At 34.9% G+C, this 20995-nt stretch carries 26 protein-coding genes; 20 read left to right on the top strand and 6 right to left on the bottom strand.

Translation table 11 applies throughout. The features are described 5' to 3' along the window. Window positions 1-6: 6 nt before the first annotated feature. On the bottom strand, window positions 7-216 hold the full coding sequence (locus MKX72_RS18565) for an alpha/beta-type small acid-soluble spore protein (RefSeq protein ID WP_047750082.1): 210 nt from the start codon (window positions 214-216) through the stop codon (window positions 7-9). A gap of 513 nt (window positions 217-729) precedes the next feature. On the opposite strand from MKX72_RS18565, the gene MKX72_RS18560 reads away from it, so the two are divergent. The 10 genes from MKX72_RS18560 to MKX72_RS18515 all read left to right on the top strand — a co-directional run bounded on the left by MKX72_RS18560 (window position 730) and on the right by MKX72_RS18515 (window position 7882). Then, entirely contained in the window at window positions 730-936 is a 207-nt protein-coding gene (locus MKX72_RS18560) for a hypothetical protein (protein ID WP_028414907.1), read from the top strand. Window positions 937-1069: 133 nt separating this feature from the next. Beyond that, window positions 1070-1252 (top strand): hypothetical protein, encoded by a 183-nt coding sequence (locus MKX72_RS18555; protein ID WP_033580015.1) that lies wholly within the window; start codon window positions 1070-1072, stop codon window positions 1250-1252. A gap of 218 nt (window positions 1253-1470) precedes the next feature. Beyond that, a complete protein-coding gene (locus MKX72_RS18550) occupies window positions 1471-2214 on the top strand; it encodes an HAD family hydrolase (RefSeq protein WP_033580016.1) in 744 nt (247 codons plus the stop codon). A gap of 125 nt (window positions 2215-2339) precedes the next feature. Further along, the gene (locus MKX72_RS18545) at window positions 2340-2528 is read left to right on the top strand and encodes a hypothetical protein (RefSeq protein WP_028414904.1); all 189 of its coding nucleotides are present in this window, start codon (window positions 2340-2342) and stop codon (window positions 2526-2528) included. A 183-nt stretch (window positions 2529-2711) separates the two neighbouring features. Continuing rightward, complete coding sequence (locus MKX72_RS18540) at window positions 2712-3050, top strand: CotD family spore coat protein (protein WP_033580017.1); 339 nt, start codon at window positions 2712-2714, stop codon at window positions 3048-3050. Window positions 3051-3251: 201 nt separating this feature from the next. Continuing rightward, entirely contained in the window at window positions 3252-3359 is a 108-nt protein-coding gene (locus MKX72_RS18535; protein ID WP_016766356.1) for a YjcZ family sporulation protein, read from the top strand. A gap of 284 nt (window positions 3360-3643) precedes the next feature. Further along, window positions 3644-3796 (top strand): YjcZ family sporulation protein, encoded by a 153-nt coding sequence (locus MKX72_RS18530; RefSeq protein WP_013058439.1) that lies wholly within the window; start codon window positions 3644-3646, stop codon window positions 3794-3796. A gap of 191 nt (window positions 3797-3987) precedes the next feature. Further along, window positions 3988-4401 carry a helix-turn-helix domain-containing protein gene (locus MKX72_RS18525; RefSeq protein WP_033580018.1) on the top strand — a complete coding sequence of 138 codons (414 nt, stop codon included), beginning with the start codon at window positions 3988-3990 and terminating at the stop codon, window positions 4399-4401. 1398 nt (window positions 4402-5799) lie between these two features. Then, a complete protein-coding gene (locus tag MKX72_RS18520) occupies window positions 5800-7158 on the top strand; it encodes an SLC45 family MFS transporter (RefSeq protein ID WP_047750085.1) in 1359 nt (452 codons plus the stop codon). A 166-nt stretch (window positions 7159-7324) separates the two neighbouring features. Further along, window positions 7325-7882, top strand: a complete 558-nt coding sequence (locus MKX72_RS18515; protein ID WP_034267473.1) for a sugar O-acetyltransferase — start codon at window positions 7325-7327, stop codon at window positions 7880-7882. A 131-nt stretch (window positions 7883-8013) separates the two neighbouring features. Here MKX72_RS18515 and MKX72_RS18510 read toward each other — a convergent pair whose 3' ends face one another. Next, window positions 8014-9183, bottom strand: a complete 1170-nt coding sequence (locus MKX72_RS18510; protein WP_155007740.1) for an MFS transporter — start codon at window positions 9181-9183, stop codon at window positions 8014-8016. An 81-nt stretch (window positions 9184-9264) separates the two neighbouring features. Then, window positions 9265-9774, bottom strand: a complete 510-nt coding sequence (locus MKX72_RS18505) for a cyclophilin-like fold protein (RefSeq protein WP_154992250.1) — start codon at window positions 9772-9774, stop codon at window positions 9265-9267. Window positions 9775-9952: 178 nt separating this feature from the next. Between MKX72_RS18505 and MKX72_RS18500 the strand changes: the two genes are divergently transcribed. Beyond that, a complete protein-coding gene (locus MKX72_RS18500) occupies window positions 9953-10855 on the top strand; it encodes a LysR family transcriptional regulator (protein WP_154992248.1) in 903 nt (300 codons plus the stop codon). A gap of 529 nt (window positions 10856-11384) precedes the next feature. On the opposite strand, the gene MKX72_RS18495 is transcribed toward MKX72_RS18500, so the two are convergent. From MKX72_RS18495 to MKX72_RS18485, 3 genes are all read right to left on the bottom strand, one after another. Further along, window positions 11385-11660 (bottom strand): hypothetical protein, encoded by a 276-nt coding sequence (locus MKX72_RS18495; RefSeq protein WP_140451129.1) that lies wholly within the window; start codon window positions 11658-11660, stop codon window positions 11385-11387. Between the two features lie 47 nt (window positions 11661-11707). Further along, window positions 11708-11866 carry a hypothetical protein gene (locus tag MKX72_RS18490; RefSeq protein WP_156830711.1) on the bottom strand — a complete coding sequence of 53 codons (159 nt, stop codon included), beginning with the start codon at window positions 11864-11866 and terminating at the stop codon, window positions 11708-11710. A 113-nt stretch (window positions 11867-11979) separates the two neighbouring features. Beyond that, complete coding sequence (locus tag MKX72_RS18485; protein WP_228123018.1) at window positions 11980-12744, bottom strand: COG4705 family protein; 765 nt, start codon at window positions 12742-12744, stop codon at window positions 11980-11982. A gap of 510 nt (window positions 12745-13254) precedes the next feature. On the opposite strand from MKX72_RS18485, the gene mreC reads away from it, so the two are divergent. From mreC to MKX72_RS18440, 9 genes are all read left to right on the top strand, one after another. Continuing rightward, on the top strand, window positions 13255-14046 hold the full coding sequence (mreC, locus tag MKX72_RS18480) for a rod shape-determining protein MreC (RefSeq protein ID WP_186808508.1): 792 nt from the start codon (window positions 13255-13257) through the stop codon (window positions 14044-14046). 182 nt (window positions 14047-14228) lie between these two features. Next, window positions 14229-14924, top strand: coding sequence for a response regulator transcription factor (locus MKX72_RS18475; protein ID WP_154989919.1), 696 nt, complete (start codon window positions 14229-14231; stop codon window positions 14922-14924). Between the two features lie 261 nt (window positions 14925-15185). After that, entirely contained in the window at window positions 15186-15869 is a 684-nt protein-coding gene (locus tag MKX72_RS18470) for a response regulator transcription factor (RefSeq protein WP_154989921.1), read from the top strand. Further along, entirely contained in the window at window positions 15870-17288 is a 1419-nt protein-coding gene (locus MKX72_RS18465) for a HAMP domain-containing sensor histidine kinase (RefSeq protein ID WP_155007742.1), read from the top strand. Between the two features lie 140 nt (window positions 17289-17428). Beyond that, a complete protein-coding gene (locus MKX72_RS18460; RefSeq protein ID WP_155007743.1) occupies window positions 17429-18097 on the top strand; it encodes a phosphatase PAP2 family protein in 669 nt (222 codons plus the stop codon). A 492-nt stretch (window positions 18098-18589) separates the two neighbouring features. Continuing rightward, entirely contained in the window at window positions 18590-18745 is a 156-nt protein-coding gene (locus MKX72_RS18455; RefSeq protein ID WP_033580025.1) for a hypothetical protein, read from the top strand. Window positions 18746-19026: 281 nt separating this feature from the next. Then, on the top strand, window positions 19027-19356 hold the full coding sequence (locus tag MKX72_RS18450; protein ID WP_034267458.1) for a PadR family transcriptional regulator: 330 nt from the start codon (window positions 19027-19029) through the stop codon (window positions 19354-19356). Continuing rightward, window positions 19343-19906, top strand: coding sequence for an HAAS signaling domain-containing protein (locus MKX72_RS18445; protein WP_155007744.1), 564 nt, complete (start codon window positions 19343-19345; stop codon window positions 19904-19906). The genes MKX72_RS18450 and MKX72_RS18445 overlap by 14 nt, the downstream gene beginning before the upstream one ends. Then, window positions 19896-20759, top strand: coding sequence for a DUF4097 family beta strand repeat-containing protein (locus MKX72_RS18440; RefSeq protein ID WP_155007745.1), 864 nt, complete (start codon window positions 19896-19898; stop codon window positions 20757-20759). Before MKX72_RS18445 ends, MKX72_RS18440 begins: the two co-directional genes overlap by 11 nt. The last annotated feature ends 236 nt before the right edge of the window (window positions 20760-20995 follow it).

The following is a 20995-nucleotide window of genomic DNA, read 5'->3' as shown; positions in this document are numbered from 1 at the left end:
GTTGTCTTAGAAGCGTCCGCCGCCAAGTTGTTGCTGAGCTAATTGAACAAGACGTTTTGTGATTTCGCCGCCTACTGATCCGTTTGCACGTGCAGTTGTATCAGCACCAAGGTTTACACCAAATTCGCTAGCGATTTCATATTTCATTTGATCGATTGCTTGTTCAGCACCGTATACTAATAATTCGTTGTTGTTGCTGCTTTTGTTGTTTGCCATGTTGTGTCACCTCCTTGTTTTCCTTAAGTTTCCTAGAGGGCAAGAAGTATATACATGGTAATTTGTGGGTGTTTAGACCTTATCATTTAATGATACTAAAGAGTAGAAACAAGTTACGCTGTGAAAAGTGGAATTACATGTTTCATTTCCTTGTGAAGAAAACTATACGCTTGCCATGTGTAGGAGAAAGAATGACAGTTCATTTGTCATTCTTTTTTCATGTTCAAGAGTATACTAATTGAATGACAAAGGACTAACTCTTTAAAGAATTAGTCTTTGGATTAATAAAAATGATTACTTTTTATAGCTATTTTAAGAAGTGTGTTTAGTTATTCTTCCTCTGTAAATTCAGTTTTGACGTTTTAGTTTCCCTATTTCGTAAAACAATTAAGCATGTTGTACATATCTCTTAGCAACAAGTATCTAATTAATTCTGGGGAAATAAAAATATAACTTAACCTTCCACTTATTTTATCTTCAAATTTTCAAACAATAGGGCTAGGAGGTGTTTTTATGCCAAAGAAAGACTTTAAAGACGTTGATAATTCAGGAATTGCAGAAAGAGTTGATTATAACAACTATAAAAATAAAGATAGCAATAATGACCCTACGCTTAACCGTATTGTCGAAGAAGACGGACGTGCTCTTGACCCAAGGGAATCTTTAGAAAATTTCTTTACTGACCTTGAAGGCGAAGAGCCACAAGAAATTACAACGTAATAAAAAAAGTCAAAAATGGCGGCTCTTTTTTAGCGAAAAGACCTATGAAACGTAGCTATTTTTATTAGAGGATCTGCTGTAAACGAGTTAACATGATTTAAAAAAACGAGGGCTATTAATAGAGGTGAAGTTAATGTCGCATACAGAAAATGAACGAACAACGTATATGTATGATCCTTTCACTATACAAGGTCTTGAAATGAATATACCTAAAGAAGACGAAGGCAGCCAACCGCTAATAAATCGTTCAGGACTGAGTACCTCTACGTTCAAAACAAATATGAATAGAGAACATTTTGAACGTTATATTTATTAGCAGGAATATTCTGCAGCGTTTTATTTTATAAAAAGATCCTTCTATTTTATATGTTAGAAGGATCTTTCCACTAAATATTCTCATTTCAGTGTAGTAATCAATTGCTTGTGCCTAAGGTATTGGAAAATTCATCTTGGTTTTAGGCGTGGATAGGTAAAGCGGTTAGTATTTATATATATATATTGTCTGTACATCCATTGTAGAAAGGATTTCACGAAATGCAGAAGCAAACCTTACTTTTTAATTTAGACGATACGCTTGTTCACTGTAATAAATATTTTAGAGACACCATAAATGCTTTTGTGGCTCAATTGCAGGAATGGTTTGAGAAGCTGACTAAGGAAGAAATAAAACAAAAGCAGTTAGAGATAGATTTAAAAAGCATCGAAAAGTACGGCCTTCACTCTTCCCGTTTTCCAGAATCATTAGTAGCTACTTATTTGTTTTTTAGTGAACAAAATCATCAAGATATTCATGAAGATAGAGTCGAAAGAGTCAAAAAAATTGGCCAAAGTGTATTTGAAGTACCGGTAGAGCCTCTGCCAAATATGTATGAAGTATTAGATAAGCTTAAAGAACAAGGACATGATCTCTACTTACACACAGGTGGAGACGAGGAAAATCAAGGTAGAAAAATTGTTCAGCTAGAGCTAGCTAAATACTTTGAAAAAAGGGTATTTATTTCTGAACAAAAAGATACATCTGCATTAAAAGAGATACTAAACCAAATTAAGTACGATCCAAAAAAGACTTGGATGATTGGCAATTCATTAAAAACCGATATAAGACCGGCAGTAGAAGTTGGGATACATGCGATTCATGTACCTTCTGAACTGGAGTGGAGCTATAACCAAGTTGAAATTGATATTGCGCCAAAAGGTAAAATGATAACCGTTCATTCACTGCTGGAAGTTCCAGAAATCATTCAAAAGCACGCTCAAGAAACGGTTGTGTCCACCTAAGGTCATATGTAAACAAAATATACAGAAACAGCTAACCGTTGATTAAACCTTACCTAACAGTAGCCAGATAAAGCTCTTATGTTTTTTCTAATCAACTCACATACTATACAGAGGAGGTGACTGATATGGGAGGTCAATCCAAAGAATCAGAAAAAATGATATGTGAAGATCATAATTCTCCAGTTGATGAAAGAAGCTACGATTTATACGAAGCGACGCGTAATTCACTTTTACGTAATGAATTAGACGATAAAAACAAAACCATTTTAAATAATATTGATAACGGAGCGATGGATGTTAATCTTGAGGAATAATGGGCATTAAAAAACCTTTTATTTCTTAGTATCATAGCTATGTTACTAAGGATACACATTTTTTCTCTTAGTAAAAAAGACCCTAACTATTTAGGGTCTTTTTTAGGTATTTGTCCAAACATTCTATGGTTGTTTCACATACAGTAATAGGAGTCTACTAACAGAAAGGAGAAGATTTTTAATATGAGAAACAACTATCCTTATCAGAACTCTAATTACGGTGGTTATCACGGGGCTATGTATCCTCAGCAAGGTAACTGCGGTTATCCTCAAGCTAAACCTTGTGGTCAATTGCCTCCTCAAACCATGCCTGCTCAGTATGACCCAGTTAAACAAAATACATCTTTTACTGGTCAAGATGTGTTTGTGCCAGTGGTGCATCCGAGTCATACTACAAATGTTTATCAAAAAAATTATAAATATATGCACTCATTCCCGCATACAGAATCCGTTGTATGTCAGGAAACGCACCAACATTTTTGTGCTCCAAGCTGTCCTCCTAGACCTCGTCCGTGGTGCTGATAGCCAAAAAAGCCCCTTCATTTTAACAATGAAGGGTTTTTACTATGTGAAATTTAGGATGTTATTTAGCTATCGTTAAACAAAATAGCCCATTTTAGACCAAAATCCAATCGATATGAGCTGTGTCTACATATAATACCTTAACCCATGTAAGTTTAAAGTTTTTTCCTTTAGTTAAATATCACGAAAGGAAGTGTTTATATGTCTAGTTATGGTGGAGCTGGTTCTGGTTTTGCTTTATTAGTTGTTCTGTTTATTCTTCTTGTCATTATTGGATGCAGCTGTTACGGCCGCGGATTTGGCTATTAATAAGAATAAAAAAGTCTTTCTCTAATTAGAGAAAGACTTTTTTATTCTAGGTTGTGCAGGGAGTGCTTTTATACGCAATAGAACTGATTGGGCGGAATTCAAACAATCTATTGCAGAGGGTGTACCACTCATATATGGGATCTGAGGATGCTTCATTGTATGTAAAAGAAACTAAAAGGTTATTGTTTTTTTATAGTGATATAAAACGTAGTCTATCCACTTCGTGGAGCACATTTCGTTTTTTATCATATGCTAAATGTATGAAGAAGAAGGAGGTGGAGTTTATGTTCTTTGGCGGTTATGGCGGAGGTTGTGGCTATGGTTATGGCGGCGGCTGCGGTTACGGAGGTGGCAGTGGTTTTGCTTTAATTATCGTGCTGTTTATCTTATTAATCATTATTGGCTGTGCTTGTTGGGGAGGATTTGGCGGTTGCTAATTATTAGCCTGCCTTTATCTCTAACTTAAAAAAGTTAGCTTTATGCTAGCTTTTTTTCTGTGTTGAATTTGTACATGTCCAGTGATTACGCTTTATATTTGCCGCGTTAACCAATGGTTTACAGCTTGTTACTAAGCGTTTATGGAATTTTTTACATATTTATTGTAAGCTAAGCCTTAGAGGTGATGAGAGTGAATTTAGGGGAACAGCTGCAGAAGTTAAGGGAAGAAAAAAAGATGTCCAGGGAAGACCTAGCTGGGGAAATGAATGTATCTAGACAAGCCGTCTATAAGTGGGAAAATAATAAAGGGTATCCGGATATTGAGAACCTTATTAAGTTAAGTGAGCTTTATAATGTGACGCTGGATGAATTGATTAAGGGAGATCAGAAGTTTCAAAAGAAAATTGCAATAGACGAAGAGGAAGAGGAGCCAGCTACTCCAGGGTTCGTCATAGGGATTATCATTGTATTTATAGGAATATTTTTTGACTTAGGTAAATTTTCATTCTGTATTTCGATACTAGGGTTTGCAATTATGCTTTTTTATAACGAATTAAAACAAACGTTTTGGAATATAAAAAAAGATTTTAAGGAAGAAAGGTAAGTGGACAGGCTTTAAGGAACCTTAAAGCCTGTTTTTGTACTTGTAGTCATACAAACATTAACATTGGCTATTATTTTCTTTTAGAGGGTTTATTAAATATGAGTAATATAGATAAAGATGTTAGTAGTAAGGAAACGAACGGTTTTTCACAAAATTTCGTAGTCTAATTCACAGTTTTGTCTGTAAACGAATGGTGTACGGGCGATTACCATACGTTTTCGACTCTATGGTTTTTTTGTATGATTTAGGTTTTTATGTTAAGTTATGGGTATCCTCTAATTGTTTTAGAAAGGAGTGAATTTATATCTTAAAAACAGCAGTTGCCTCAATCATTGGGGGGGGTTTATTTAGCCTATGTGCAAAAGTAATGATGCATACAAGATGGTCAAAGTATTTTCTAAAAGCAAATGAAGCTACTCATAGGCCAATAAACTTTGTTCTTCAGGGAGCTTTGTTTGCGATTATCATGTTTATTATGCTTTTAATTGTAAAACCTTTTACATAAGAAAGTAGTGTGATAGCTAAAGGGATCAACTCTTAAACATTCCTATTGGTTACCAAAATATTTGCCCGGGAAATGGGGGGATGTTGTTTTCTCTACTGAACCAGATATATCCGGATATTAACAGTTTTTAGAAAGGAGTATTGGATGTTAGTTAAAGCACTAATTACAGCAATCATTGGAGGCATTCTGTTTCCATTGTTCTTCAAGCTATTTACCCGAAAATCCTTAGATAAAAAGACTACTAGCCCTGTCAGTCAAGGATTTTTCTTCGCGGTTATCTTCTTTATAATCCTTATGGTTACAAAAACCTTCAGTTAAAGTTATATTACAGATAATCTCTGTTCTATTATGGATTGCTCCAGAAGGAAATTAAGTGAATTAAAGGAACTCAAACCCAAGGAATACGTATATTCTTTGGGTTTTTTATAAGATTTCAAGAGTAAAGTCTCCTTTGACTTAGAAATATTAAAGCAATGATAATGAGTATGTACGCATAGTGTCACGAGATTCGAAGGTCTTTAAATATTTAAAAAATAATTTGTGCAAACGATTGCATTAAATTATTAGTTTAGTATATAATGTTCAAATAAAAGTATTCTAATGTTTTTAATAATTAGATTTTATGAAACTTTTAAGAAGGTATAAGCGATAGTCAGCAGCTTACGGATGAGCGGATAGTGAAAATTCTTACATACTCAAACAGCATTTTTAGACAGCACTATTAGTTATGCCGTATTCCTGAGGTAATCTAGCAAAATAGAAAACAGCCAGCCAAAGACACTAACATTTACAGTATTCATCGTTGTTTTGAAAACGTTCACAACGAATGTCGTAGCACTTTACATCAGAACATCTATCTTTTGCGGCTGTTAATTGAATCATAGGAGGCAGTTATGTTAGAAGAAAGAATCGTTGAAACCAGTGAAAAAAGCGTTCAGCCAAACTTACCTTATCTACCGATCAGTACCATATGGTTAATTAGCTTTGGATTTTTAGGTGTACAAATGGCATTCTCATTACAGAGTTCAAATATGGGACGCATATTTCAAACAATCGGTGCTGATCCAACTACATTAGGCTTTTTCTTTATTTTACCGCCGTTGGCCGGTTTAGTGGTTCAGCCCTTAGTTGGTTATTTTTCAGATCGTACCTGGATGCCAAGGCTTGGCCGTCGTATCCCCTATCTACTGATTGGCGCAATTGTAGCCGTAATTGTTATGTGTTTGCTGCCAAACGCCGGCAGTTTTGGTTTTAGTGCGGTGGCTGCTATGACTTTTGGCGCCATCACTATTTTGTTTATGGACGTATCATCAAATGTAGCCATGCAGCCATTTAAGATGATGGTTGGAGACATGGTCAATGAAGAGCAAAAAGGGTTTGCCTATTCTATTCAAAGTTTTCTATCAAACAGCGGTGCTGTGCTAGCCTGTATTTTCCCTTTTGTTTTAACGGTATTAGGCGTATCAAATAGTGCACCAAAAGGGGTAGTACCACAATCAGTTGTTATTTCATTTTATGTTGGAGCCGTTGTGTTAATTATTTGTAGTTTATTTACAATACTTAAAGTAAAAGAATATTCACCTGCAGAATTTGCAGCATACCATGGTATTCCAGATGAAGCTACAAAAGAAAATGTAAACGTTTTTAAACTGCTTCGCAACGCTCCAAAGGTTTTTTGGACGGTCACACTTGTTCAATTTTTCTGCTGGATGGGCTTTCAATATTTATGGACATACGGTACAGGTGCAGTCGCTGAAAACGTTTGGTATACGAATCAGCCGTCTAGCTCAGGCTATCAAGCAGCTGGCAACTGGTTCGGCATTTTATCAGCTGTACAGTCGATTGCCGCAGTCATTTGGTCACTAGTTTTGTCACGCGTAGCCAACAACAAACGTAAGCCAGCGTATGCTTTTAGTTTACTGCTAGGCGGTATTGGTTTTGGATCTGTCTTTTTTATTCACAATCAATGGATGCTGATTGCTTCATTTATTTTAATTGGTATCGCTTGGGCTGCTATGATGACGTTTCCGTTCACGATGCTTACCAACGCCCTGTCAGGAAAGAATATGGGAACATATCTAGGGTTATTTAATGGAAGTATTTGTTTGCCGCAAATTATAGCTTCTTGCTTGAGTTTTGCTTTGTTCCCAATAATCGGATCTTCTATGCCGGGCATGATTTTAATCTCAGGTATTTTACTTGCTACGGGAGCAGCGTCTGTTTCGATTATTAAGGAAACATATACAAACTAATTAGTAACTGTCCATGGTACAAAAGCAGCGTGGTTTCTTAGCTTTTTTGTGTTCGAGCTATTGACCGGAATCTATAAACATCTTATTTTTGTATTGACTATCATGATAAAATGTAAACGAATTCAATCTAGTGGGAAATTTGATAACAAGAATGGAGAATGAATCAATGAAAACTGAAAAAGAAAAAATGGTGGATGGCGAGCTGTATTTTCCAGCAGACCAAGAATTAGTAAAGGACCGGGAAGATGCAAGAAGGCTTGTTCGTTCGTTTAACGGTACAGATGAGACGAATTATGAAAAGCGTACGGAGTTACTAAAGGAACTATTTGGTTCAACAGGAGAACGCATTTACCTTGAATCTAACTTTCGATGCGACTACGGATACAATATCCACGTAGGAGAAAATTTTTATGCGAACTTTGACTGCACACTTTTAGATGGGGGACGAATTACAATAGGTAAGAACTGCATGATGGCACCGGGCGTACATATTTATACGAATACTCATCCTGTGAATGCAGAACAGCGAATTACAGAAGTTGAATATACCAAGCCCGTCACGATTGGTGATAATGTATGGATTGGGGGACGAGCCGTCATCAATCCAGGCGTTACAATTGGACATAATGTTGTAATCGCTTCCGGAGCTGTTGTAATAAAAGATGTTCCAGATCATGTAGTAGTGGGAGGGAATCCCGCAAAGATTATAAAGAAGTTGGATTAATTTCTAATATGCTACAAAAGCCTATTTGTGTTAAAAAAATCCGAACGAGTTAGGGTCTTGGTATGAAATCTAACTCGTTCGGATTTTTCATTTGTATGATAAACGTAACGAAAGAAAGTTGCGTTGATGTCTTATTTTGAAAGTTGACTTACAGGACGTTTCATATAACTTCTTGGTAAAATAAATATTGCGCTCAATATTAATGACAAGATGCCTACTAGTACAACGTATTGTATACCCATTCCTGATATAAATAGTCCACCTACGGCTGTACCAATGGTTGTTCCTAAGTTAACGGATGCTAAAAATAGTCCATTCGCGAAATCAGGGGCTTCTGGAGCTGCTGATGAAATCCAATATTGATTAATATTCGTTCCTATACCAGCAAATATTCCCCAAACTAAAGTCATGATAGCCATTGGCCAAGTAAATTGTCCGATAAAGAATAAAATGATGTAAACGACTCCCAATGCGAAAGGAAAAACGACTACAGTTTTAATGGCATTTTTCGTAAGTAATTTCCCTGCGATAATGTTTCCGATAATATTTGCCACACCGTACAGAACCAGCATGAAACTAATTAATTGTCCAGAGAGGTTCGTAACGCTTTTAAGATACTCAGCAAGATAGCTATATACCCCAAATACTGCTGAATTCAGTAAAAGGACGGCAATAATAGAAAGCCAAGTAACAGGTTTTTTTAATACGCTGAGCTGTTCTCCGTATGAAAGTCTTTCTATAACAGGCATAGAAGGGAAGAATGCCCACGTAGCAATAAATACTATCGCGTTAATAACAGCAAAAAACGTCATTGATAGTTGAAACGAGACTGTACTTGCAAGAAAACTTGCGATCGGCACACCAAGTACCATACCTGCAGATACGCCAATAAAGACTTTTGAAACAGCTTTTGGAGCCTCTTCCTTGCTGACTGAGTTCGTCGCCATTGTAAAAGCTGCTGAAAAATAAATTGGATGAAAAATAGCTGGAATCATACGCGCAATGATGGCAATAGCAAAGTTAGAAGTAAAGATAGAAATAATGTTACCTAAAACGAAAATACCAAGTACAAGTAACATTGCCTTCTTGCGATTGACTCCTGAAAATAATAATGGCATCGTTGGACCGGATATTGACACAGTAAGCGCAAAGAGACTAACCAGCCATCCTGCCTTTGATACACTGATATGAAAGTGGTCAGCAATGTAGGGCAGTATCCCTATAACCCCCATTTCGGTATTGATAATCCCGAAAGCTCCTAGGGTTAAGACAAATATAAGTAGCTTATTTTGTTTAGACATAAAATAAAGATCCCTCTTTCTAAAAAATGTTGTGCTCTAGTGGTTGTAAAGCGGGTTGTTTAAAGGTGTATTGTCATGTTTTTATTTAGTCACTTTTTCAATTCTACCTGTAAAATTACCATCAACATTTTCAACATTTTCTTTTCCTGATTCAATTTGACCTAGTATGATAAGGTCGTTTGTAGCATCTTCAAGATCTTTGTAAAAAATAGCTACATTTCCCCAAGGAGCGTAATAAGCAAAGTCTCCTTTTTTGGATAGGTCTCCGGCTTGTACATCATCTATAGATAATCTTTTTTGTAAAATACTAACTTTCTCTTTACCTATATAATCTTCAAACGTTACGGTTAAAGGCAGTTGAGCTAGAAAATCCTTACTTGCTGGGTTATCGTACATCCTAACAAACACTTCTTTGTTGTTGAACGTTAACTTTATTCTTGTATTTGAAATACTATCTTCTTCTGTTTGTTCTGGTACTCGGTTTAAATGCTTACTGGCATTATGGTCGGTTGCAGAAGAATTATTGTTGCCGCAAGCAGCGAGTGCAGCGCTTATTACTAAGATAGAAGGCAGATATAACATTTTTTTCATCTTAAGATCCTTTCCACATTGAATTATTAAAGATGTTGATGGTGTGATATGAACTTCTTTGTTGTTTATTCTAACGGCTTCTTCCAAATATAAAAAATACTTATATCTTATATCATGATATGTTTGATAAGCATTTCTGGAGTGTATATACTAAAGCTTATGAAAGGAGGAGAGGGATATAGAAATTCGAGTTTTGCGGTATTTTCTTACGGTTGCAAGAGAAGGAAACATCACGAAGGCCGCTGATGTTTTGCATGTGACACAGCCAACACTGTCTAGGCAATTAAAAGATCTTGAACAAGAGTTGGGCAAAAAATTATTTATTCGCAGCAGTCACAGTATCATTTTGACAGATGAAGGAATGCTTCTGCGAAACAGGGCAGAGGAAATTGTTAATATGGTCGATAAATTGGAGGCGGAGTTTAGTTCCATGGAAGAAACAATAGGTGGTGATATTTATATAGGGGGCGGGGAGACAGAAGCAATGAAACATATTGCACGAGTCGCAAAAGATGTGCAGGTACGTTATCCCAATATACGATATCACCTCTACAGCGGAAACGAAGAAGATATAACGGAACGGCTTGACAAGGGGCTGCTTGACTTTGGCATTTTAATTCAACCGGCTGATATTTCAAAATATAATTATCTTAATATCCCTGCCAAAGATGTTTGGGGCGTTGTGATGAGAAGAGACAGTCCTCTTGCCCTCAAAGAAAGCATTCAAGCTGCGGATTTATTAAACGCTCCACTAATCTGTTCACGACAGGCCATGAAGCAGACATTTTCAAAAAATGATTTTTCGGATTGGTTTGGCGAAGACTTTCATAAATTAAACATCGTTACTACATACAATCTTGCATATAATGCTGCCATTATGGTTGAAGAAGGCATTGGGTATGCCATAACACTTGATAAAATAGTCAATACGTCTACTAATAGCAACCTTTGTTTCAGGCCGTTACAGCCAAGACTTGAATCAGGTTTAAATATTGTGTGGAAAAAGCATCATGTTCTTTCAGCTGCAGCTGATGCGTTTTTAAAAGAACTGCAGGGGGGATTTTCACAAACTCTAAACTGACAGCGCATCGGTCTAGTTCAAACAAATGGAGTAAAAAGACTTATCTATACGGTATGGTAGATAAGTCTTTTTACTGCAGGTATGGAGGTGATGTTAAGAGCCTTAGGATGTTTTATTAGGATGTATTAACTCCCATTCGCCAGGGTTAGTGTCATCTGGCGATAAACCGTTAATAATATCAAGATAATGATTAGCTTTTTCGTCCATATATTTTACAGTTCTTTTAGCTTCCTTTACGGAGAGCGATTGAAGATAAAAGAGACGTACCTAAAAATAGCAGGCTTGAACGAGTAAGCGCTGATTAGAGACCGGTTAACTTTCATAGATCTTAATGGAATATAGATGTATAAAAGCGTAGCCTGTCACGAGTTCACGCTTTTATAGTGAGAGCTTAAAACGTAGACTTCATTTTTCAAAGAAGAAATTTTTAAAAAGATAAGTGAGACGAACATTTCACTAATTTTTCACTATTAGATGCTAGTATAAATATCAGTAATGCAATACAACATTTTCTATAGAACTCCCCTATTTAGGCTGACCTTTTAAGGTGAGCTTTTTTTGTGTCTGCAATTAATATGCTCCATAGAATATGGAAAAAAGTAAATATAGGCACTCCAATAAAAGCGATAAAAGCTGAAGCAATAAGAGAAGCAATCCAATAAAACTTCCATTTGCTAAAGAATTGGTAAACTAATGTAAGTATAACCGGGATAACTGCAAAATCAACGGAATTAAAACGATGAGTAAAGACCAATAATTGATGAGGGTAGCTCCATACGCCAAAGAACTTTCCGAGTTCATCCACAGTACCAACTAAAACAAAGCTAATGAAAAATACTAAGAGAATAAATATTATTCGTTGTCGGTCAATGAGGAGATAAAAAACGAATAGAAAAGCGCACTTAAAATGATAATTAGCCACCATTGAGCACTAAATAAATCATGATGAAGCCAGTAATCGTATTGTTTATCATTAACACGCTGGGTAAGAAATTCTAACTGATTAACCATAAACACCACCTCCTTACGAGTATGTGCGAAAAAGAGGTGGTTCATGCAATTAGTCACTTCGTTAGATTTTTTCTTTTTATGGGTTTTGTAATGTATTAAATAAAAAAGGAAATCTACAGCGCTTGTTCTGAGCTTACGTTATTTTGTTTAAATGTCGTATGAATCATAAAGGCAATAAGAATGGAGGCTAGGACTAGAGAAGAGCCTGCCGTACCTAAGTCTAAACCACCTTTTTCATGTGGCTTTGTCAAAAGATCTCCAAATGTTGCTCCGAAAGGGCGAGTCAAAACGAATGCTACCCAAAATAAAAACACACGAGAAATCTTTGTATAGAAGGTACATATAACAATGAATGCTAGTAAGCTGCCAATTAAAATAGCTCCACCTATATATCCAAGGCCAGACGTATCAGACAAAAAATCTCCTAAAGCTGTACCTAATGTGTTTGAGAAAAGGATGGCAATCCAATAAAGTATTTCAGCCTTGCGGTTTCTAATATAGTTGATATTTAATGAACGCTCGCTAAAATACCAGTATGCAAATATCGACAACAATATAGTGATTAATATCATCGAGCCTTTTGCGTAACCTAATGCCAGTGTACGATCCATAAAATCAGACATAGTTGTGCCAGCTACGCTAGTTGACAGAATAACAGTCCAATAAAGGGCCGGAATATACCTCTTAGAGCTTAGTTGAGCTACAAGTGTAATTAAAAATATACTAAAAAAGATCAGCGTACTAACTGCATATCCAACTCCTAATGTTTGTGCTAACAAGTCACCTGCGGTTTCACCCAGTGTCGTAGCAGAAATCTTCATAATCCAAAAAACAAGGGTAATTTGTGCAATTTTATTCATTGGCGAAGATGCTTGCATTTTTAATTTTTCTCTCCTTCTTGTGCTAACTGTTTATTCTCTTAAATAAACGGCACACTTGCCTAACGTTTTTCTTAAAGAAATTTTTTAAAAGCTTCATCGCTGCAATTCAAACTGTACAGTCTTTTTCTAAAATCAAAATGAAAAATAAATAAGAATTTAATGAGATTTTTATAAAAAACTTTTTATTAATGTTTTAATTAAATGTTTTATCAACTCTGTTGCACCATGATGTTTTTATAAAAATAAAATATTTATTTTTTATCGGATTCTCATTTTAATTTCATTTAAATTTCATTACACAGTATTAAATTTAAATTATGTGAGCCAAGTTTTTTAAACATAACGTTATGCCTTCAGCTTTTGAAACTAGAAAATAAGTACAATTCATTAAAAGAAGGAGAACGTTGAACAGTTGTTAAGAGGTCAAAGATGATGATACTTAAGAAGTTTTTAAGAAACAGCTAGTAAGATTATAAATAGCATGACTATTGGTAGGAAGGTGCCATTGTGATACGTTTTCAAAGAAAGAAGAAAAGACATACATATATTTTGATAGGAGGGATTCTTACTGTAGGAGGACTTATTTTTGTTGGAACCTTGTACAAAGGTAGCTTACTTTCTTTAGACAATCTTTCTTGGAGTGAACCTCAACAAGTGAGTCAATTATTTTCCACTTACAAAGAAAACTCTATCTTAAAGAATAAGCTAGCCACTGAAAATCAGGAGGAAGCAAATGCTTATAAGTTGGAATATGAAAATAAAGTCTTAAAAAAAATTTTAAAAGCGGAAGATCAGGTGAAAACCTATAATCCTGTAACAGCTACCGTAATTGGCCGCTCAACGAACAACTGGAACAATGAATTAACAATTGATAAAGGAAAGAAGCAGGGGTTAAAAATAGATATGAATGTGCTAGGTACAAATGGAGTCATTGGGAAGGTATCCAAAGTTTTTTCGTCAACCTCTATCGTAGAACTAATTAGCTCAAACCTTAGGACAAACCGTATGGCGGTAATGTTAAAGGATAGGAAAAGCGTGAATGGAACATTAGAAGGCTACGATGATAAAAAAGGTAATTTAATTATTAGAAAAATCCCTAGTGAGGCTGAGGTTAATGTAGGAGATAAAGTTCAAACCTCTCCTATCAGTTCAATCTTTCAAAGGAAATTAGCCTTAGGAAAAGTCATCAAAGTAAAGCCTGATGAATATGGATTAACGCAATTGGCCGTTGTAAAACCCTCATCCAACTTTAATGATATTAGTGAAGTAATTGTTATTAAAGCAAAGAACAATGGGTAGGGAATTTAATATTACATTCTATATAGAAGTCTTTTATCTTATGTTTTTATGTTCAGCACTTAAAATTTCTTATTGTCCACTGAGATGTTGGTTTTTGATAGCTATACACTTCTCTTTATTATTGGAAAGAGCGATCGATATGCAAAGCAAAAATATAGAGATTGAAAAGAGGGGTTAGTTAGATGAAAGAAAGTATTTTAATTGTGGAAGATGAAGTAGAAATAGGCAATATATTAAAAATGGAACTTGAACATGAAGGTTACCAAGTGAAAATTAAAAACAATGGAAGAGATGGTCTCGAAATGGCCTTATCAAATATGTTTGATTTAATTTTACTTGACATTATGCTACCGGAAATGAGTGGTATAGAGGTCTTGCGTAAAGTAAGAAAGAGAGAAAATTACGTGCCTATTATTCTTTTGACAGCTCGCAACTCAACTCTAGACAAAATACTGGGGTTAGATCATGGCGCAAACGATTATATAACTAAGCCATTTAAAACTGAAGAATTGCTGGCTCGGATACGTTCTTTACTACGTTATAAGCACCTTGTTATTAGGAATAAGGTAGAAAAAGACTCGTTATTATTAATTGAAGATATGGTTATAAATACTGAATCAAGAGAAGTAACTAGAGCTGGGCAAAAAATCAGCTTAACCCCTAAAGAGTATGATTTATTAATTTACTTAGTCATCCATAAAAATAAGACGGTTACTCGTGAAGGAATCTTACTAAATGTATGGGGATATGAATACGAAGGAGATACAAATATACTTGATGTTTATATAAGTTATTTGAGAAAGAAAATTGAAGAAGGATTTAGTCCCTCACTCATTGAGACTGTTCGAGGTATAGGATACACCATTAAAGAAAATTAAAGAAACAAGGAAAGCAACTTTATATGATTCATTAAAGAAGATTAAGAAATAAATTCATTTATTCTTAATCTCTTTTTTATTCAAATCTAATTTTTATTTGATAAATTGAAGAAAAGCCTATAAAGAAGAAAGTCATAGAAAACTTATTTCATATTTCTTCTTATTATCTTTCAAAATTGAGGGATATAGTACTAGTACTCATATTCATTTGTAGAAGCAGTTTTTACGTTTTTAATTTTTAGACAAAGGAGAGTACTTTATATGCAAAAGGTACTAATTGTAGAGGATGAAGAAGGATTAGTAGAATTTTTAGAATTAGAACTAAAATATGAAGGATATTTAGTTGACGTAGCTTACGATGGTCGTACTGGTTTAGATAAAGCAACCAAGCAGAAGTACGATATTATATTATTGGATTTAATGATGCCTGGATTAAATGGAATTGAGGTATGCAGAAGACTAAGAACAACTAAGGATACTCCTGTTATTATGCTCACAGCTAAGGATAGTGTCATGGACAGGGTAATGGGGCTTGATAATGGAGCTGACGATTATTTGTCCAAACCATTTGCAATTGAAGAATTATTTGCAAGAATGCGAGTCATTTTTAGACGTCAAGAAAACAACAAGATGCTGAATCAGAAGCTACTATTAACATTTAAAGATATTGAACTTGATTTGGAATCAAGAACAGTGATAAAAGAAAAAAAACTAATTGAACTCACAAATAAAGAATTTGAACTCCTAGCCATTTTTATGCGTAACATTAACAAAGTATTAACGAGAGACATACTTTTAGAGCAAGTGTGGGGGTACGATTCAGTTGTTGAAACGAATGTTGTCGATGTATATGTTAGATATTTAAGAAATAAATTAAGTGCGCAGGACAAAGAGTTATATATTCAAACCATCAGAGGGGTTGGGTACGTGATGCGTGATGTTTAAATGAGAAAGTGGATAAATTGTATAAAAGATTTACCTATAAGATGGAAGATAACGTTATGGTCTTCCATGTTTTTATTTTTTCTTTTTCTCTCTTATAACCTCTTTCAATACATTGTGATCGATAACGGTATTTTAAATTATGAGAAGCAAAATGGTATTCATCAATTAAACGAGGTTCTCGCTTTTATTCAATCTGATGATGAACCTTTATCCTTAAAACAAATTGAAAACAGTGAAGGATACTTATCGAAAATTAATGAAAAGAATCAGTTGATTCGTGTTCTTGATAGGAAAGGGAACATTATAACCAGTACCTCAAACAATGTTTCACCAAACTGGCAGCAACCGAAGGCGGTGAAGCACAAAGAGTATAAAGTGATTCGAAACCACGATGAACGTCTACTCGTTCTTCGTTCTCCAATTGTCACCGACAACTTCACTGGAACGGTTGAAATTGTTAGAAATATGGAGATGTCTGATGCTTTTATGGACAAGATTTTTTTATTAATGCTTGCTGCAGGGATAGGCTCACTAATCTTTAGTATTCTAGGTGGAACCATTCTAGCAAAGAAAATACTATCTAACGTTCAAGCGTTAACATTGACGATGAAAAAAATAAAAACAAATGGCCTTGAAGAACGTGTTCCAGTTAATGAAAAAAACGATGAATTTGCTCAATTAGGCAGTTTATTTAATGAGTTGATGGATAGCCTCGAAGACTCTTTTTTACAGCAAAAACAGTTTGTAGAGGATGCTTCACATGAATTAAGAACTCCGTTAGCCATTATCCAAGGACATTTGACATTGTTAAATCGCTGGGGGAAAAATGATGCAGCAGTATTAGATAAATCCTTGAAATCCAGTCTGAAAGAAGTAGAGCGTTTAACGAATCTTGTGCAAGAATTATTGGAGCTATCTCGAGCTGAAAATAGTCTGATAAATCCTGTAGATGTTGAACCTATTAACGTATTGGCCACTGTTCAACATGTTGTAAGGAATTTTGAAGTACTGTATGACAACTATGAGTTTAAAATAAGACACTCACATGAAAATCTGTACGTGAATATTTCTTCTCGCCATCTAGAACAAATATTAATCATTTTGTTAGATAATGCAGTCAAATATTCTAAGAAGGAAGAGAAAGAGGTAGTTATAGACTGTTCTCTCATCAATGAAAAGGTATCCCTTAAAATAATGGATAAAGGAATTGGAATTCCAGAAGAGGATATACCTTATATTTTAAATAGATTTTACCGAGTGGATAAGGCAAGGAGCCGAAAACAAGGAGGACTTGGCTTAGGACTGGCTATAGCCAAACGATGGATTGAAAAGTACCACGGTACGATTAACATCGAGAGTAAAGAGGGCGAAGGAACAAATGTAACGGCTGTATTGCCTCTGTTTACTAACTCTCTATAAATGTGCATATAAAACAAGCTCTTTATTTTTAATACTCCTAACTTCAAAAGCAAAGAAGCATCAAAATCTAAAAGTAAAAAGACCTTATCACATTTCATCAAAAGCAGCTTGATAAAGCACAGAAAGTAGAGGTGTCTAGTATGAAGTTGAAGTTTCAATTTACACTTGCTTTTATATTAAGCTTGTTGTCCCTTATTTGTTTTAGTGGGATGGCTCTTTTAATTAATGGATCAAAAATTGTCGCATTTGATCGGTCTATTATATCGCTAATTCAAGGGTTCGAAACTCCTGGGCTAACGACTATTATGAAGTGCTTTACTTTTATTGGCTCTACGCCATCTGTTGCAGTGATTTCTCTTTTTAGTTTGTTTTTTCTCTATAAAGTATTAAAACATCGAACGGAGCTTATTTTATTTATCGCGATTATTGTAGGTTCTCCAATCCTCAATGAGCTGCTAAAGCTACTTTTTCATCGTGCACGTCCTGATTTCCATCGATTAATCGAAATCAATGGTTATAGCTTTCCAAGTGGGCATGCAATGAGTGCTTTTGCTGTTTACGGCGTCCTTTCATTTTTGCTCTGGCGTCATATTTCTACTCGCTGGGGACGTACACTTTTAATCGTTATTAGCACTACAATGATTCTAGCAATAGGTATTAGTCGTATTTACTTAGGCGTGCATTATCCTAGCGACGTTATTGGAGGCTATTTTGCTAGCGGCTGCTGGCTAGCTATTGCTATTTGGTTCTATCAACGCTATCAGGAGAAGAAGATTGAGCAAAGAAGATCTACTCAAAGTAAAGAATGAATACGATGATATATCAACGCGAAAATAACCACATAGGCTAAGGATGCAAGTGACTGGCTTCATAATTAAGTGTGGATTATCAAAAGTACTGATATGAACAGCCAGCATTGATTTATGGACGTTTTTTCAGTAGGGGGAATAAAAAACGAATTTATAAGAACTGCATTTTTTATAAAGATGATACACCACCTAGGAAATGAAATTTTTGATAGCATTCTACTTAAAACAGTCATAAAATTGACTGTTTTTATTATTAGAAAATGTAAAATAACGGTTACTTTTTTCTTGAACTTATTACAAAAAAATCAAATGAAATTGATCCATTTCTATCGATTGTGGCGAAAACTGTTAAATTTTATCTTAAAAAGTGATATTCTTACAGGAATTCAATCAATATACTTTCAAAGCCATTTGTGGATTTAATTTTTACAGTATAAAAAATATTGAGAGTCATGATTACTGTATTACTCTGAGACTAAGGATGAGCAATGTATGAACAAACTTACAATACCAGCCATATTAGTTATCTTCGCTTTATGGATCTTATTACAATTAGCTTTAGATGGTAATATCTTTAAAAACCCGCTAAATTATTTTATCTTAATTACGATTTTCTTTTTATTTATCAAGCAAGCAAAAGAAAAATAGCCTAGAATGTTCGCTGCTGAGTAGTCTATAGTTATAGGCTGCTTTTTCTTTTGGCCGCGTTAAAAATAATTCCATATATAAGCTAATTAGAAAAAGAAGGTTGAACCTTGCTTTATAAAAAATACCTTATGAATATAAAATGGTTAAAATTTTAAAAAATATTAAACAGTACCTTGCAATAAACAATAGCTGGTGATATATTGTAATTATTAGGAAGTTATTATAAATCAGTACTATACAATAAACAGTAGTGGACTGTGAAAAGAAAAGGGTGAAGAGCAGTGAACGTGCAATTTAAAAAAGGGGTTTTAGAGCTATGTGTCCTTGTGTTACTTGATAAGAAAGACCGCTATGGATATGAATTAGTTCAAAAAATCTCCGATCAAATTGAAATATCAGAGGGGTCCGTATATCCTCTTCTGCGCCGATTAACAAAAGAAGAATATTTTACAACGTACTTAAAAGAATCTACAGAAGGTCCTTCAAGAAAATATTATCAGCTTACAGCTAAAGGAAGGGAGTATTTATACGAACTTATCGATGAATGGAACGAATTTTCAAGAGGTGTTAATCAATTAATTAAAGAAGGTGTGAACAATGTCGAAGAGTAAATTTTTACAGCAATTAAATGAATCCTTAAAACCATTGTCCTCAAAAGAACGAGCGGACATTTTACAAGATTATGAAGAACATTTTTCCATTGGCTTAGAAGAAGGAAAAACAGAAGAAGAAATTGTAGCGTCGCTAGGATCCCCGAATCAAATAGCCAAAGAATTACTGGCAGATTATCACGTTGAGCAAGCAACAGCTAAGGCAACAACTCAAAATATTTTGAGAGCCACTTGGGCCGTAATTGGTTTAGCTTTTTTTAATGTAGTAATTGTTCTTGGTCCGGCCGTTGCATTAGCTGGCTTTATTTTATCAGCTTGGGCCATAGGTCTATGTTTCTTGCTATCTCCTATTCTAGTTCTCGGTGAGGCTATTGTACATTGGAGCGGCTTTTTTTCCTTTAATTTATTTATGTCTTTAGCATTTTGCGGAATTGGATATTTTATTATGCTAGGTATGTTCGTTGTAACGAAGCTAGCTATAAAAGGCTTTGTACGTTATCTGAAATACAATGTATCACTGGTGAAAGGCGGTTTAAAACGTGTTGAATAAAAAGAAACTCTCCGTTCTTGCAGGCATTCTCATTCTTATTGGGGTTATAGGAAGTCTCCTTACTTATCGTGCTATTGATCCTGAACCTATTTCAAAAGAAAAAACGATCAACAGTAATCAAGTATCCAAGGTAAACATCGATACGGATAATACTCGTGTTCATGTGTATCCTGTCAAAGGTGATAATATCAAAGTAACATTAAAAGGCGAAACATCTCCTAATATAAAAAGAGACTTCACTACTGACGTTAAAAATTCAACGCTTTTTATCTCCTATAATGAACAGCAGCGCAGCTGGGTCAATTTTGACATTGTTAGTGTATTAAAACCGCTATCCATCAACGTTTATCTGCCTAAAAAACAGTATAGTTCATTGGTGATTTCCAGCAACAACGGATATGTGTCTGTTAAAAAATTACGTGCAGCGGATGTTTCTGTCCGTGCAAACAATGGACGTGTGGAATTAGAGGACATTGATTCACAAAACCTGACCACCAGCGTACACAATGGACTCACAAGCATAAAAAATGCTGCGGCAAAAATAGTTGGAGTAAAAGGAAATAATGGGAAAATAACGCTGAGTAACGTGCAAGGTAGTTTAAAAGGCGAAACGCATAACGGAAGTATCGCTCTCAAAACAGAAGAACTTGATCGAGATATTGACTTTAAAACGAACAATGGAAAGATTAAGATTACGACGGAAAAAGAACCAAGTAACGTTCAATTTAACGTTTCTGTCGACAATGGAAAAGTCGATATTCTGAATAAATATGATAGGGACGCTGTTATTGGAAAAGGAAAGAATATTATTAAACTAGCTACCCACAACGGCAATATTTCAGTAGTAAAGTAACTATTTGTTATATGGCATAAGCTCACCTACAAAAAGGTAGGTACAGAGCTAGCCTCAGATAATTAAAGGGGTTCCACTCATTGAACGTTAATGAGTGGAACCTTTTTAAATTTAGTATATGGTGAAGTAAAGTAATAGTGGCAGCTAAAAATGAGCCGTATACAAATCTCTCTTGGTTCTTGTAATTTGAGCATGGAAGGTCTAAAAAAAATATATCTTCTTTTATCTTTTCTTCA

Origin of the sequence: Priestia sp. FSL R5-0597, assembly GCF_038006305.1 — a bacterium.
In the GTDB taxonomy this organism is placed as follows: Bacteria; Bacillota; Bacilli; order Bacillales; family Bacillaceae_H; genus Priestia; species Priestia zanthoxyli.
This window is presented reverse-complemented; position numbering and strand designations above follow the sequence as displayed.

Coding starts and splice junctions, on each gene's coding strand:
- MKX72_RS18470 (WP_154989921.1), top strand. CDS start 15,186: ATGCAAAAGGTACTAATTGTAGAGGATGAAGAAGGATTAGTAGAATTT.
- MKX72_RS18545 (WP_028414904.1), top strand. CDS start 2,340: ATGGGAGGTCAATCCAAAGAATCAGAAAAAATGATATGTGAAGATCAT.
- MKX72_RS18475 (WP_154989919.1), top strand. CDS start 14,229: ATGAAAGAAAGTATTTTAATTGTGGAAGATGAAGTAGAAATAGGCAAT.
- MKX72_RS18530 (WP_013058439.1), top strand. CDS start 3,644: ATGTTCTTTGGCGGTTATGGCGGAGGTTGTGGCTATGGTTATGGCGGC.
- MKX72_RS18490 (WP_156830711.1), bottom strand. CDS start 11,866: ATGGTTAATCAGTTAGAATTTCTTACCCAGCGTGTTAATGATAAACAA.
- MKX72_RS18455 (WP_033580025.1), top strand. CDS start 18,590: ATGAACAAACTTACAATACCAGCCATATTAGTTATCTTCGCTTTATGG.
- MKX72_RS18465 (WP_155007742.1), top strand. CDS start 15,870: ATGAGAAAGTGGATAAATTGTATAAAAGATTTACCTATAAGATGGAAG.
- MKX72_RS18550 (WP_033580016.1), top strand. CDS start 1,471: ATGCAGAAGCAAACCTTACTTTTTAATTTAGACGATACGCTTGTTCAC.
- MKX72_RS18540 (WP_033580017.1), top strand. CDS start 2,712: ATGAGAAACAACTATCCTTATCAGAACTCTAATTACGGTGGTTATCAC.
- MKX72_RS18565 (WP_047750082.1), bottom strand. CDS start 216: ATGGCAAACAACAAAAGCAGCAACAACAACGAATTATTAGTATACGGT.
- MKX72_RS18520 (WP_047750085.1), top strand. CDS start 5,800: ATGTTAGAAGAAAGAATCGTTGAAACCAGTGAAAAAAGCGTTCAGCCA.
- MKX72_RS18510 (WP_155007740.1), bottom strand. CDS start 9,183: ATGTCTAAACAAAATAAGCTACTTATATTTGTCTTAACCCTAGGAGCT.
- MKX72_RS18505 (WP_154992250.1), bottom strand. CDS start 9,774: ATGAAAAAAATGTTATATCTGCCTTCTATCTTAGTAATAAGCGCTGCA.
- MKX72_RS18460 (WP_155007743.1), top strand. CDS start 17,429: ATGAAGTTGAAGTTTCAATTTACACTTGCTTTTATATTAAGCTTGTTG.
- MKX72_RS18445 (WP_155007744.1), top strand. CDS start 19,343: ATGTCGAAGAGTAAATTTTTACAGCAATTAAATGAATCCTTAAAACCA.
- MKX72_RS18560 (WP_028414907.1), top strand. CDS start 730: ATGCCAAAGAAAGACTTTAAAGACGTTGATAATTCAGGAATTGCAGAA.
- MKX72_RS18555 (WP_033580015.1), top strand. CDS start 1,070: ATGTCGCATACAGAAAATGAACGAACAACGTATATGTATGATCCTTTC.
- MKX72_RS18485 (WP_228123018.1), bottom strand. CDS start 12,744: ATGCAAGCATCTTCGCCAATGAATAAAATTGCACAAATTACCCTTGTT.
- MKX72_RS18515 (WP_034267473.1), top strand. CDS start 7,325: ATGAAAACTGAAAAAGAAAAAATGGTGGATGGCGAGCTGTATTTTCCA.
- MKX72_RS18535 (WP_016766356.1), top strand. CDS start 3,252: ATGTCTAGTTATGGTGGAGCTGGTTCTGGTTTTGCTTTATTAGTTGTT.